The 14,118-nt window shown below is 61.5% G+C and carries 9 protein-coding genes and 1 pseudogene; 1 reads left to right on the plus strand and 9 read right to left on the minus strand.

Translation table 11 applies throughout. The features are described 5' to 3' along the window. Positions 1–13 precede the first annotated feature (13 nt). The 7 genes and pseudogenes from AC1RQ5_RS24290 to AC1RQ5_RS24320 all read right to left on the minus strand — a co-directional run bounded on the left by AC1RQ5_RS24290 (position 14) and on the right by AC1RQ5_RS24320 (position 10,598). Positions 14–3,322 carry a carboxyl transferase domain-containing protein gene (locus AC1RQ5_RS24290; protein ID WP_493202382.1) on the minus strand — a complete coding sequence of 1,103 codons (3,309 nt, stop codon included), beginning with the start codon at positions 3,320–3,322 and terminating at the stop codon, positions 14–16. Positions 3,323–3,364: 42 nt separating this feature from the next. After that, positions 3,365–5,080, minus strand: coding sequence for an AMP-binding protein (locus tag AC1RQ5_RS24295; protein WP_493202384.1), 1,716 nt, complete (start codon positions 5,078–5,080; stop codon positions 3,365–3,367). Positions 5,081–5,101: 21 nt separating this feature from the next. Then, a complete protein-coding gene (locus AC1RQ5_RS24300; protein WP_493202385.1) occupies positions 5,102–5,983 on the minus strand; it encodes an ABC transporter permease in 882 nt (293 codons plus the stop codon). Continuing rightward, the gene (locus AC1RQ5_RS24305; RefSeq protein ID WP_493202387.1) at positions 5,980–6,936 is read right to left on the minus strand and encodes an ABC transporter permease; all 957 of its coding nucleotides are present in this window, start codon (positions 6,934–6,936) and stop codon (positions 5,980–5,982) included. The genes AC1RQ5_RS24300 and AC1RQ5_RS24305 overlap by 4 nt, the downstream gene beginning before the upstream one ends. Positions 6,937–6,987: 51 nt before the next feature. Continuing rightward, a pseudogene (locus AC1RQ5_RS24310) lies at positions 6,988–8,539 on the minus strand (ABC transporter substrate-binding protein). Next, entirely contained in the window at positions 8,530–9,576 is a 1,047-nt protein-coding gene (locus tag AC1RQ5_RS24315; RefSeq protein ID WP_493202388.1) for an ABC transporter ATP-binding protein, read from the minus strand. Before AC1RQ5_RS24315 ends, AC1RQ5_RS24310 begins: the two are co-directional and overlap by 10 nt. Beyond that, positions 9,576–10,598 carry an ABC transporter ATP-binding protein gene (locus AC1RQ5_RS24320; RefSeq protein WP_493203549.1) on the minus strand — a complete coding sequence of 341 codons (1,023 nt, stop codon included), beginning with the start codon at positions 10,596–10,598 and terminating at the stop codon, positions 9,576–9,578. The genes AC1RQ5_RS24315 and AC1RQ5_RS24320 overlap by 1 nt, the downstream gene beginning before the upstream one ends. Positions 10,599–10,979: 381 nt before the next feature. On the opposite strand from AC1RQ5_RS24320, the gene AC1RQ5_RS24325 reads away from it, so the two are divergent. Next, a complete protein-coding gene (locus AC1RQ5_RS24325) occupies positions 10,980–11,786 on the plus strand; it encodes a GntR family transcriptional regulator (protein ID WP_493202390.1) in 807 nt (268 codons plus the stop codon). Between the two features lie 100 nt (positions 11,787–11,886). Here AC1RQ5_RS24325 and AC1RQ5_RS24330 read toward each other — a convergent pair whose 3' ends face one another. After that, the gene (locus tag AC1RQ5_RS24330) at positions 11,887–12,459 is read right to left on the minus strand and encodes an invasion associated locus B family protein (protein ID WP_493202392.1); all 573 of its coding nucleotides are present in this window, start codon (positions 12,457–12,459) and stop codon (positions 11,887–11,889) included. A gap of 52 nt (positions 12,460–12,511) precedes the next feature. Further along, positions 12,512–14,059 (minus strand): ShlB/FhaC/HecB family hemolysin secretion/activation protein, encoded by a 1,548-nt coding sequence (locus AC1RQ5_RS24335; protein WP_493202393.1) that lies wholly within the window; start codon positions 14,057–14,059, stop codon positions 12,512–12,514. Positions 14,060–14,118 lie beyond the last annotated feature (59 nt).

Consider the following 14,118-nt stretch of genomic DNA (forward strand, 5'->3'; position numbering starts at 1 on the left):
AGCAGACCGTTCACTACCAGGTATCGACACAGGGGCGCTTACGCGTCTCGCGTGCGGGCGGCGCCGGCACCGAGCGCAAGCCGGCCATGATCCAGCGCCGCGTCTCTGCAGGATCGATCACATTGTCGATCTCCATCACCGACGCGATCGACGTGGCCTTGCCATTGGCATAGAGTTCGGCGACCTTGTTCTTGTAATAGGTCTCGCGTTCAGCGGGATCGGCGATCGCCTCCATCTCCTTGCGGAAGCCCAGGCGCACATAGCCTTCGAGACCCATGCCGCCGAATTCGCCGGTGGGCCACGCGGCCGTGAAGAACGATGCATGGAAGCCGCCGCCGATCATGGACTGTGCGCCAAGCCCGTAACCCTTGCGCAGGACGATGCCGAACAGTGGCACTGTGATGCTCGCCCCCGTGACGAACATGCGCGCGACATGGCGCACGATCGCGGTCTTCTCCGCCTCCGGCCCGACCATGAAACCCGGCGTGTCGCACAAGGAGACCATGGGAATATCGAAGGCATCGCAAAGTTGAAGAAAGCGCGCCGCCTTGTCGCCGGCCTCGGCATCGATGGCGCCGCCCAGATGTTTCGGATTGTTGGCGATCAGCCCGAACGGCTTGCCCTCAATGCGGATGAAGGCGGTGACCATGCCGACGCCAAAGTCGCGGCGGATTTCGAGCACGGACTCCTCGTCCGCGATCAGATCGATGACCGCACGGATATCATAGACGCGCAGGCGGTTTTCCGGGATCGCACGGCGCAGCAGGCGCTGATCGGCCACTTTCCAATCGGCCACCGGCCCCTGGAAATAGGACAGGTATTTCTGTGCAATGCGTGTCGCCTCTTCCTCGTCCTCGACCAGGATATCGACGACGCCATTCGGTGACTGGAACGTCACCGGGCCCACTTCGGCGGGATGATAAACACCGAGGCCGCCGCCCTCGATCATCGCCGGGCCGCCCATGCCGATAGAGGCATTCTTGGTCGCAATGATAACGTCGCAGCAGCCGAGCATCGCCGCATTGCCGGCAAAGCAATAGCCCGACACCACGCCGATCACCGGCACAAGGCCGGAGAGTTTTGCAAATTGTACGAAAGACGGACCGTCGAGGCCCGTGAGACCGAGACGATCGGTATCGCCGGGACGGCCACCGCCCCCCTCTGCATAAAACACCAGCGGCATCCGCCACTGCTCGACCAGCGTAAGCATGCGGTCGATCTTCTTGTGGTTCATATGGCCCTGGGTACCCGCCAGCACGGTGTAGTCATATGAGATCACCATGCAGCGCGCATGGCGTTCACCGAACGACTTCGCGTTGACCGTGGCGACACCGGCAATCAGGCCGTCGGCCGGGGTGTTCTTGATGAGATCGTCGATCGACCGTCGGCGGCGCTGGCCCGCAATGGCGAGGCTGCCATATTCCATGAAAGAGCCGTCATCGACGAGTTGCGCGATATTCTCGCGCGCGGTGCGTTGGTTGGTCTTGCGCCGCCGCTCTACCGAGCCAGGACGGTTCTCGTCATAAGTGTTCGCTTGTCGCGCCAGCATCTCTGCGAGGTCGGGACGAATGTGATCGAGATCGACCGCCGCTTCCTCGGTGACCGCATCGCCGGCGACGTCCTGCGGTTCGAGATAAAGGATCGCTTCGTTCTGCATCAGCGTAACACCATCCGCTGCGACGATACGCATGACCCGCCCCCCCTGCCCGGCGGTGACGAGATGCTCCATTTTCATGGATTCGATCACGGCCAGCTGCTGGCCGGGGCGGACGACATCGCCCTCCTTCACCTGGATCGCCACGATCGTGCCCTGCAGCGGTGCCGCGATGGCGATGCTCCCTTCGGGCACGGGCTCGGCAAGTGCCGCCGATGCCGCTTGATGCGCCGCTATGCCACTTGATGCGAAGAGCGACGAACTCATCCCCTGCGCCGCGCCGACGAGATCGGCGACGTTTCGATCGATGAAACTGGTGCTGACACGGTTGGCGCGGAAATCGCCATGAGCGAGAATCGCTTGAATGAAGGGGATATTGGTTGCGACGCCTTCGATCCGGAATTCGCGCAGCGCCCGCGTTCCCTTAGCGACGACATCAGCAAAGGCGAGCGGCGTGTGCACGATGACCTTCGCGAGCAGCGAGTCGAATGCGGCGCTGGTGCGATAACCGGCATAGCCGAACGTATCGACGCGCACGCCCGGGCCCGACGGCGGCTCGAACACCGCCAACGTGCCGCCGGTCGGCTGTGTGGCGCCCGATGCATCCATGGTCTCCATATTGATGCGAAGCTGCATCGCAAAACCACGCGGCTTCGGCACCTCGGCCTGATCGAGATGCAGCGACGCCAGCGTCGCACCATCGGCCACTGCAAGCTGCGACTGCACGAGATCGATCGCCAGCACTTCCTCGGTCACCGTATGCTCGACCTGCAGGCGCGGATTGGCTTCAATGAAGGCGAACGCGCCATCGCCCTCGCCAGCTTCGCCATCGACCAGGAATTCGAACGTGCCAAGGCTGTCATATTTGGCTTCGCTCGCCAGATGCTTGGCCGCCTCGACGATACGGTTGCGCAGCGCATCGGTCAGCGACGGGCTCGGCGCGATCTCCACCAGCTTCTGGTTCCGACGCTGGATAGTGCATTCGCGTTCCCAGAGATGGCTGACATGGCCGTGGCGATCACCGATGATCTGCACTTCGATGTGCCTTGCATTGCGGATCAGTCGTTCAGCGTAGACACCGTCATAGCCGAAGGCGGCCTTGGCCTCGGACTGACAGCGCGCATAGGCATCGTCCAGATCTGCGGCGCGTTCGACGACGCGCATGCCGCGGCCGCCGCCGCCGGCCATTGCTTTGATCATGACAGCGGCGTTGTCGCCGAGCGACGCAAAAAACGCCTTGATCTCGTCCAGCGTCGATGGCCCGGTGGTGCCGGCGATGATCGGCACGCCGCAACGCTTGGCGAGCTGTTTTGCGGCCACCTTATCGCCGAACAGCTTCAATGCCGCGGGTGACGGACCGACAAAGGTGATGCCCTCATCGGCGCAGCGCTGCGCGAGCTCGGGGTTCTCGCTGAGAAAGCCATAGCCGGGATGCAGTGCGTCGCAGCCGGCGGTCTTGGCGGCACCAATGACGCCATCGATATCGAGATAAGCGCGCGCACCGCGGCCAGGAATCTCCTGCGCTTCGTCGGCAATCCGCACATGCATCGACTGCGCGTCGTCGGCGGGATAAATCGCCACAGTGGCAAGTCCGGCATCGGCGGCAGCGCGCGCAATGCGGATGGCGATCTCGCCGCGATTGGCGATCAGCAATTTATGAAAGGACATCTTGTTCTCCGTCAGCAACGAATGATCGGCAATGCGAACCGCTCAGCGCGGCGCGTTGGCGTTCAGTTCCTGCTTTTTCACCTTGCCGGTGGCGGTCATCGGCAGCGCGTCGATGATGCGGACTTCCGGCACCTTGTAGGTGGCCATCCGCTCCGCGCACCAAGCCTGGATCTCGTCCGGCGATGTGTTTCCGATCGCTTCCGGCTTGAGCTGGATATAGGCCACCGGCACCTGACCCTTGTCCGCATCGTCGCGTCCTACCACGCCAGACCCGAGCACCTTGGGATGCTGGCCGAGCAGTGCCTCGATCTCTGGCGGGAATACGCTCATGCCTTTGACCTTCAGCATCTCCTTGCGGCGACCGAGGAAGTGCAAAAAACCCTGTTCGTCGATGGTGCCGATATCGCCGGTGCGCAGCCAACCATCCACCAGCGACTCTGCAGTCGCCTGCGGCTTATTCCAGTAGCTCTTCAGCAATGACGGCGTGCGGACGCGGATCTCGCCTTCGCCGCCGAGTGCAATGAGTTCGCCAGTTTCGAAATCGGTGATCTTGAACTCGGCGCAAGGCACCGGCAGGCCCACAAAGATCGGCTGCGACAACAGATCGAAGTCATTGTCCTGGAAGCCGGCGACGAATGTATTCGAGGTATGGGTCTCGGTCATGCCCCAGGATGCTTCGGCGAGAATGATGCCGGTGAGATCCTTCCAGCGTTTGCGGTAGTCAGGATTAAGCTTCTTCACGAAGGACACGACACGGACCTGATTGAGCGAGGAAAGATCAAACTCCTTGAAGCGCGGATGATCCATCAGCTCAACGGCGCCATCCACCGGCATAGCGGTGATATTGACCTTGTAGCGATCGATCGCCGACAGCGCGCCAACCGCATCCCATCGCGCCAAAAGCACCAGGGTCGCGCCGGCGAATAGCGGGAAGATCAGACCGAAATTCTCACCCGCGATCCAGAATTCCGGAAAGAACGATAGATAGACGCTGTCTTCGCGCGACACCACCGAGATGCCGTGATTGGCGGCAGCGGTGTAGACCATGTCGCGTTGGGTGTGAACGCATCCCTTCGGCATGCCCGTGGTGCCGCCCGTATAGTTCAGCGCGGCGATGTCATCGAGGCCGGCCGGCGGCAGCGGCTTCGGCTCGGGCAGCGCGGCCAGTGCCGGCAGCAGATCGGTAGCGCCGGGAATGGCAATACGCGGCGCGCGAATGGAATCCGGCACCGGAATGGTTGGCTGATCCGGAATGACATCGGCGAAAGATGTGACGATCACCTCGCGTAATTTCGTCTCCCCGCGGACCTGATCGACGACAGGCGCGAGCTGGTCCAGCGCCACGATGACTTCGGCGTTGGTGTCGTTAAGCTCATAGGCCAGTTCAAACGCGCGCGAGAGCGGGCTGACCGGCACATGGATGGCACCCAGCTTCAGAATGCCGAAGAATACGATATGGAATTGCGGACAATTCGGCATGAACACGGCCACGCGGTCGCCCTTGCGCACACCTTTCTCCATCAGCAATGCCGCGAAGCGATCGCTCTGGCGATCCAGGTCCCCATAGGTGGTGACGTGGCCGTAGAAGATCACTGCAGGTTTTTCCGGTTGCCGCTTGGCCCAGGCGCGCAGATATTCCGTCAGCGCCACTTCGCCATGAATGTAATTCGGCTTGGTCGGTGTCCCCTTCGGCCAAGCCTTAGCCCACAGGTCGTGCAATCTGGCCAGATAGTCAGCTTCGTTGAGCTTTGCGGTCATCACCGTTTTCCCCGGTTTTTGTCAGTTACGTTTCATGGTCGGATCGAGGGCGACGCGCAGCGATTCACCCAGTGTATTGAAGGCCAGCGCGGTGAACAGGATCGCAAGGCCGGGCGGATACATCTGCTCCGGCGCGATCTCCATGTTCTGATAGGCGCGCGCCAACATGGCGCCCCAGCTCGGATCCGGCGGCTGGATGCCGAGGCCGAGGAAGCTGAGACTGGCTTCAGCGAGCAACGCGGCCGCGAGCAGCAATGTGACTTGCACAATGACCGGCTGGATCGCATTGGGCAGCACATGCCGCCACAGGATGCGCATCGTCGAACCGCCAAAGCAGCGGGCAGCATCGACATAGAGCTCGTTCCGCACCACCAGAGTCCGCGCACGAACGAGGCGCGCGAGCTGCGGCGAAAACACGATACCCACCGAGATCATGCCATTGGTCAGGCCGATGCCGAGCGCACCCGTCACGGCGATCGCCAGCACGATCGCGGGGAAAGACAGGAAGCTGTCGATGATGCGGCTGATGATCGTATCGACCCAGCCGCCAAGATAGCCAGCAAGCACACCGACGGGGACACCGATCAGAACCGCGATGGCGACCGCGAGGAAGCTGGCATAGAGCGATGCCATGCCGCCATGGATCAGCCGGCTCAGCGTATCACGGCCAAGATCGTCGGCGCCGAGCCAGTGCTGCACCGACATGGTCGCCAGCGAGGCATCGAGATCCTGCGCCGTCGGCTTGTAAGGCGAGATCCAAGGCGCCAACACCGAGATCAACATCAGTGCGACCAGGAAGCCGAGGCTCACTGCACCGCGAATATCGGTCAGCAGCCAGCGACCGAAGCCCGCGAGACGACGCGGGCGCCGCGGTTGCGGCAGGGTCAAAGCAGCGTCGGTCATGATGAGATCCTCGGATCGAGGACGCTGTAGAGAATGTCAGTCAGCAGGTTGAGACTGACAACAATCAGCACCATGGTGAAGACGACGCCCTGCACCACCGGGAAATCGCGATTCATGGCCGCATTGACGATCAGGCCGCCCATGCCGGGAATGGCGAAAACGGCCTCGACGACCACGGTCGCCGCCAGCATGCGGTTGGCGAGCAGGCTGACGACAGTGAGCAGATTGACACTGACATTCTTTAAGCCGTGTCGCCACAGGATCGAGGATGGGGGCAATCCCTTGGCATGCAGCGTTCGGACCTGTTGAGACGACAGGATCTCAACCAGCGACGAACGCAGCTGACGCGCGACTTCGGCAATACCGCCGGACGCCAATGCGACCGCTGGCAGAATGGCGTGACTGAGTGCAGCCCAGGGATCCTTCATCAGCGATGCAGCCCCAGTCGCCGGCAACCAGTTGAGTTGCAGCGCGAAGAACGCGACCAGCAGCATGCCTAGCCAGAAGTTTGGTACGGCCACGCCGAGCGAAGCGATCGCCATCACGGTGCTATCGATCCATGAGCCGGGTTTGGTTGCAGCGGCGATGCCGAGCGGGATGCCGACGATGAGCGCAATCAAGAGCGCCAGCGCGACGATCAGCAACGTATGCGGAAGGCAGCGCTGGATCGACGTCAGAACGGCCTCGTTGGAGATCAGCGAATTCGACAGGTCACCATGCGACGCCTTGAACAGCCATGCGCCGTATTGCACGAGGAACGGCTGATTGAGCCCGTAGATTTCGCGGATCTCCGCGATGCGCTGGTCGGACGCATTGTCGCCAGCAAGCGTGACGGCGATATCGCCCGGCACCAGCTTGAGCAGACCGAACACGATGAAGGTGGACAACACGATCACCGGAATCGCCTGTAACAGGCGACGACCGACGATACGGAGCCGTGCTGAATGTCTCATAGAGCGGTTCACTCCGGAGGCAGGAGCCGCGCCATGCGCGGCCCCGGCGCGTTATCCGAGGGAGATATTTTCGAACTTCGGCTTGCCGAGCAGGTTGGGCTTGAAGCCCTTGACCTTGGCGGACAGCGCATCGAGTTCGAACTGAAATGCCAGAGGGGCTGAGAGCGCGGTCTCCACCGTGATCTTCTGGATCTTGGCGAAAACTTCTGCACGCTTGGCCAGGTCCTCGCTCTCGCGACTTTCCTTGATGAGTTTCGACAGCTCGGGATCGGCGGTGCGGCCGGCGTTGTAATAAGCCCCCTGATCGAAACCCAGTGCATAGGTCATGCTGGGATCGGGACGACCGGTCCAGGCTGAGACGAGCAAATCGAACTTCTTCTCCGTGGCGAAGAACTGCGCGCTGATCTCGGCGATGGTGCCGCGGGTGAACTTCAGGCGGATGCCAGCCTTGCCAAGCTGCTCCTGGATCACCTCGCCGCGACGGACGGAGTCCTGATCCGTGTAGCCGCCGATGGTGAGTTCGAGCCCATCCTTGAAGCCGGCTTCGGCGAGCAGCTTCTTCGCCTTCTCGGGATCGTGCGGATAGGTATTGGCTACGGCCTTGTTGAACGCCCAGTGTGAGCTCGGCAGCGTCATCCGAGCGGGCTCACCAAGGCCGCTCAATGTCGCCTTGACGAAGGCATCGCGATCCAAGGCGAAATTGATCGCCTGCCGGACCTTCACATTGTCGAGTGGGGCGCGGGCATAGTTGAAATAGAGCTGCACGCAATACAATGTCGGCGAGGTCACAGTCTCGAGGTTCTTGGCGCGCTCGATCACCGGCTTGAGGCGCGCCGGCAGCTGGAACGCCATGTCGTTCTGGCCTGCGACCACCGATCGCAACGCTGTGGCATTCTCGGTGATGATATTGAACTCGATGCCGTCCAGATAGGGACGGCCCTTGCGCCAGTAGTTCTCGTGGCGGGTGACGACGATGATCTCATTGTCGTTCCATTTGACGAATTTCCATGGCCCTGCCCCGACCGGCTTGCGATCGGTCTCGTTGCCCAGCGCCTTGATGTTTGTCGGCGACACCATCATGCCAGCGCGATCGGACAAAATTGCAGGGAGTGCGGTATCCGGGTTCTTCAGCTTCAGGGTCACCTGCAGCGGGCCGGTCACCTCGACCGCCTCCACGCTCGACAGATCGGGCTTGACGTTCGAACGCTGGTCCGAGCGGCTGCGTTCCAGGTTGAACTTGACAGCTTCGGCATCCAGCGCCGTACCGTCATGGAACTTGATGCCGTCGAATATCCAGCACCATGGTCTTGGGATCGGGGAACGCCCATTTCGCCATGCCGGGCTTCGGCTTCAGCGTGTCGTAGTCCCACTCCACCAGAGTGTCATACATGGTCCAGAGAATGCTGTGATCGGAGCCGGCGCCGCCGGTCGCGGGATCGAGCGACGACGGATTGGCAGGAGCGCCAACCTTCAGCACGCCCCCCTTCTTGGCCTCTTGCGCAAAAGCCGGCATCCCGAGCGCACCGGCAGCAGCCACGCCGCCCATCAGCGCGAGAATATCGCGACGGCGCAATTGCCGCGGGCCGAGATCGATCACACGCATGTCGTTTCTCCCAATGATGATGACGCGTTTAGCGTCTTCTGATTATTCGGTGGCGGCCCATCGGCGGTGGCGAAGTGGCAAGCAACACGATGTCCCGGCTTGACCTCTCGCCATTCCGGGACTTCCGTGGCGCAGCGCGGCTGCACCGATGGGCAACGCGTGCGGAAGCGGCAGCCGGAAGGTGGTGCAACAGGGCTCGGAATTTCGCCTTCGAGGATGATGCGGCGATCGACGCGCAGATGCGACGGCAGCGGGATCGGCTCCGCCGACAGCAGCGCGCGCGTATAGGGATGCAGCGGATGTTCGACTACCTCTTCCCCCGGACCGAGCTCCATCAGCTTGCCGAGATAGGTCACGGCAATACGATCGGAGATATGCGACACCACTGAAATATCGTGAGTGATGAAAACATAGGTCAGGCCGAACTCGCGCTGCAGATCAGCAAACAAATTGAGGACGTCGCCACGAATGGAGACATCGAGCGCGGCCACCACCTCGTCGCAGACGATCACTTTGGGCCGCAGCGTCAGCACGCGGGCGATATTGACGCGCTGCTTCTGGCCACCGGAAAGCTGGTGCGGATAGCGGCCCGCGGCTTCCGAAGACAGGCCGACACGCTCCAGCACCTCGATGCCGCGGCGGCGACGCGTTTCCGCATTGCCCTCCCGCATGATCTCCATCGGCTCGACTACGCTATCGATGATCGTCATGCGCGGATTGAGCGCGGCGTTGGGGTCCTGGAAAATGATCTGATAGTCGCGGCGATGCTTGCGGAATGCACTAGTCCCGAGCGCCGACGGATCGGTGCCATCATGCAATATCTGGCCTTCCGTCGGCGGCAGCAGCGACACCAGCGCCCGACCGAGCGTGGTCTTGCCCGAACCGGATTCGCCGATGATGCCGAAGGTCTCGCCCGCCTGCACCTCGAAATCCATGCCGTCGATCGCCTTGACCGTGTCGCGGCCGTCGCGGGTCGGGAACAGGATGCGTAGATCGCGAACCGCGAGCACGCCGTGGTCTTTGCCCGGAGCTGCCATCAGTTCACCGCTCCCGGCAATTCGAGCTCCGGCGCGCGCCAGCAGCGCGCAGCGCGATGCGCGTCGGTATCGATCATCGCCTGCTCGCGCTCGCAGCCGACAACAGCATGTTTGCAGCGGGCGCGGAACCGGCAACCGGCCGGCATCGCGTTGGGCGATGGCACGCGGCCGGGAATGGAGGCCAGTACGCCACGGCGCTCGCTAAGACTCGGCAACGAACGCAATAAACCTGACGTATAAGGATGGCGCGGCCGCATCAGCGCATCGTCCACCGGCGCATCCTCGACCACCTCGCCGGCATACATGGTGATCATCCGCGTGCACGTCTCTGCGACGACGCCAAGATCGTGGGTGATGAAAATCAATGCCGTGCCGGTGCGTTCACTGAGAGAGCGCAGCAGGTCGGTGATCTGCGCCTGGACGGTGACATCGAGCGCCGTGGTCGGCTCGTCGGCGATCAGCAGTTTCGGTTCGCAGATCAATGCCATGGCGATCATCACGCGCTGGCGCATGCCGCCGGACAATTGATGCGGATACTCATCGCAGCGCCGCTCCGGCGCCGGAATGCCGACGTCGCGCAATGACTGGATCGCGCGCGCTCGCGCTTCCGCCCGGCTGACGGGAAAATGGATGCAATACGCTTCTGCGATCTGATCGCCCACGGTGAATACCGGATCGAGCGCGCTCATCGGCTCTTGGAAGATCATCGCGATTTCACGGCCGCGAATGGCGCGCAATTTCCGCGGCGATAGTGAGGACAGATCGACACCATTGAAAATGATCTTGCCTTCGATGCGCGCTGACTGCGGCGGCAGCAGGCGCAGTAGCGACAGACCGGTCACGGTCTTGCCGCAACCGCTCTCACCAACGAGACCAACGCGTTCACCCGGTGCGATGCTGAAATTCACATTGCGTGTGATCGGCAGCGCTCCGCGCGCAGTCGCAAAGGACAGCGACAAATTGCGCACATCCAGCAACGGCTGCGCAGACGCGGTTGCGCGCCGATGCGTGCCCGGATCCATTGCCGTCGAGATGTCGGTAACACCCGTCACGGCGACCTCAACCGGCTTGCGGATGACGATGACGTTCGACGCGCGCCAGACGGTCCTGAGGATGGTGGCGCTCAAATGACGGGCGGCCGACACAATGCGGCTGAAGCGTAATCGACTGGACCATAGCCAGCGTAGGCGTTGTCGCCATCGTTGCCTCCCTTGCATCCCGGTCTGTCGCCGGGACTTATCGCCGTACATCCGGCTTTCCGCCGGTATCGTTTGCACGACCGTTCACCAATGAAAGGTCACCAATTGTCAATTGTCAACAATTGACTTCCGCGATAGCTAGAGATTGTTGTCGCATGACCGCGGGCATTCCGCGGCTCGGAAAGACCGGTGAAGGAGGACGTCATGGCCGCGGTGCTACGCAAGCCATCGACCGAACGAGAAGGTGCGAGTGAACGCAGATTTGCGCCGCGCACACTGCCCGATCAGGTGGCGGAGGAGCTCGGCGCCGAGATCGTGTCCGGCCGTCGAAAAGCCGGCGAGCGCCTGGTCGAACTCGATCTTGCACGCGACTTCGGCGTCAGCCGCGGCCCGATCCGCGAAGCGATCCGCATCCTGGAGCGTCGCCGCCTCGTCGAAGTGCGGCCGCGCCGCGGCGCCTATATCAAACCACTGTCGCTAAAATCGGTAGCCGATCTCTTCAATGTGCGTACTGCACTATCGATGCTCGCCGTGCGCACTATGGCGACAGCGCCGATCGAGAGCTATATCGACACCCTCACCCGCCGCAGCGACGAACTCAAATCACTGATTGAGGTCGATGATCCTATCGCTTTTGCGCGTACCATGACCCGCGCCGTCAAGACGATCGCACGCGGATCGGGCAATGAGTTGCTGGTCGAATTGCTGACCGACCTCGCTAATCACACGGTTTGGACCACGATCTGGAAGACTCCGCTAGACTATCAAACCAGCGAACTCCGACGCATGAGCGCCGACTTGATGGCAGCAACGTTGAAGGCGATCCGGCAACGCCGGCCCAATGCTGCAGTTACGAATCTCGGACAACTCCTCGACGGCGACCGAGACCGCGCAGTGACCACACTATCGCGCCTCCGCGGCGAAAACCTGGACCTGAACGCGCTATCGCATGACGATCAACAGAACAGCGCAACGATTGAATATGTCCTTGCGTCTTCGTTACAAGCGTAAGGACGCACCTGCCGTAGTTCGGAGCTAAGGCCAAGCCGCCAAACGTCCACCTTGCGTCAGGAGCGAACAGCCGCACTGGGCGATGTTTCAATGAGATGCGTCAAGGCTCTTTCGCCAATGCGTCGAGCGATTGGGCGAGGCCGCGGAACGACATCGGCAGCGCGATCTCCTGCTCGCCAGCGTTTTTGTAAACGATCTTGCCGGCTTCGGCCTGCGCGCCCAGCGTCTTTGCCGCATCGTTGGACAGCGTGACCGAAGCGAAACAAGCACCAGGCGTACAGCGCTGCCAGGTGAATTCGACTGGCGTATCGCCCGCTTTCGCAAACACGATCCTCGGCTTGCTGGTGAGCGAGACATTGTGAGGCAAGACAATAGTGGTCGGCTTGCCCTCGGCGGCACCAACCTTTCCGATGGCAACTTGCGCGATCGGCGCGTTCTGGCCTTGGGCCGTCAGGATCAGGGCCACTTCACAAACACGCTTCGCCGGTGCGCCTATCGCTTCGCAGCGCATGATCCAATCGCCGAAACTCGCCGTGGTGCGCTCCGGCGCCGAGGAAACCGGGGCAGGCGCCGCGGGTTTTGCCACATCTTTCGCTGCGTCTTTCGTCTGGGCTGAGGCCACACCGGCAACACATAGCATTGCCAGCGCAACTGCGATCGTTCGATTCATCATGTTCTGCTCACGTCCCTGCTCGATGCATCGGGCGCTCACGCAGAACCCGAACTCATTCAAAGTTAGCGCTGCTGACTTTCGCCGTCAGCCGAAAATAAACGAAATAATTCGGCTGATCCGAAATCACGTTGGTCAACGGCGTGCCTGCGGAAATATCGGCCACCCAATATTTCGACGCCTTGTAGCTGAGCCCTCCGCCCACGGACGTCAGATAGACTGAGGCAGGAAAAGTGCTGTAAACGGCGCCGTAATCCACAAAGGCGAAGGCATCGAGGCCCTCGGCCAGTGCATTCAGATGGTGATGCAGTTCAACATTGCCGTAATAGCCGGCATAGCCTGCAACACCACTGGTGGGATAACCGCGCACGGTGGTCGGGCCGCCGATCTGTAGAAGCTGGTCGCCGGCGAGCAGCTTGGTGTCGGCCCACTGGCCGTAATTGAACGTCGTTGCGATAAAATCATATGGCAGCCGCAGCGCCGCAGAATAAGTCGCGTTAACGGTGTGGAAATCCTGCGCTGTTTCCACCACTTTGAAATTTGTATGAGCGAAGGAGAAGCTCGGCGAGAAGGTCGATGAGAATTTCTCGCTGGTATAGGCCATCGTGAAACCGACAGTCTGCTTGCGCGTCTCATTGTCGGTGATCTGCACCTCGGCCTGGCTCGACGCCGAATTCGACTGCGACAGCGCGCCATTGAGCAAGAACGCGAAAGCGGAGGTTACCACGAGCGGCTGGCTCATATTCACGGCCACGGTCTGCGACCGGCCGGTGATGTTGAGATCGCGATAGGCGCCTTTGTAAACGCCGATGCGGCCGGTGGAGTAGCTCACGCCGGCGCGGCCGCTCCATGGATTGACCGGCATGTCATAGGCGACATTGATGTTCTTGTTGCCTTGCGCGTAGATGCCATAGACCGTCAGCCGGTCGTCGAGACCCAGCATGTTGTAATGCTGGAAATTGGCGCCGCCCTGGAATTCGCCGACCGAATAGATGCCCTGATTGTCGACGAACATCTGCAACACGTTCTTCGGCGGCTCCAGCACCGACAGATCGATATTGGTGAGGCCGAAGCTCACGCCTGGCTGCAGCGCCGCCTGCAATTGCGACAGGTGACCGCGATTATACCAAGCAACCTGATCCTCGAGTTTTGGCACATCGACGACCGTCCCCGGAACAAGCTTCACTGCGTCGGTGATCGCTTCCGGCTTCACGCTTTTGCCGCCCTGAACGTTCACTGCGCCGACGCGCCCTTCCACAATGCCGATGCGCAACGTGCCAGATTTGAGATCCTGCTTGGGCAAGAAAGCAATCGCCGTGATCTGGCGACGCTCGGCATAGACATCGTTCACCGCCTTCAACAGGCGCTGCAATTCGGCATTATCGACGCGGCGGCCGATATAGGGCGCAGCAATCGCATCGAGTTCCTGCTGCGAGAGGAACTCGGATTTGTCGAACACCACTTTCTTGAGCACGAAAGTCGGACCGCCGCTCGGCCCGATCACCGTGGGCGATGCAGCGGGGCCGATCACGCCAGGTATGTTCGGATCCGGATCGGTCTCGCGACGGAGCAATTGCTGGCCGCGCAGATTCTCATTCGACACGCTGCCGGGATCCGGCAACGGCGGGAGATTCTGAGACCAGACTGACGAAGATGATACGC

The organism is Tardiphaga sp. GW821-FHT12E02 (assembly GCF_058807155.1).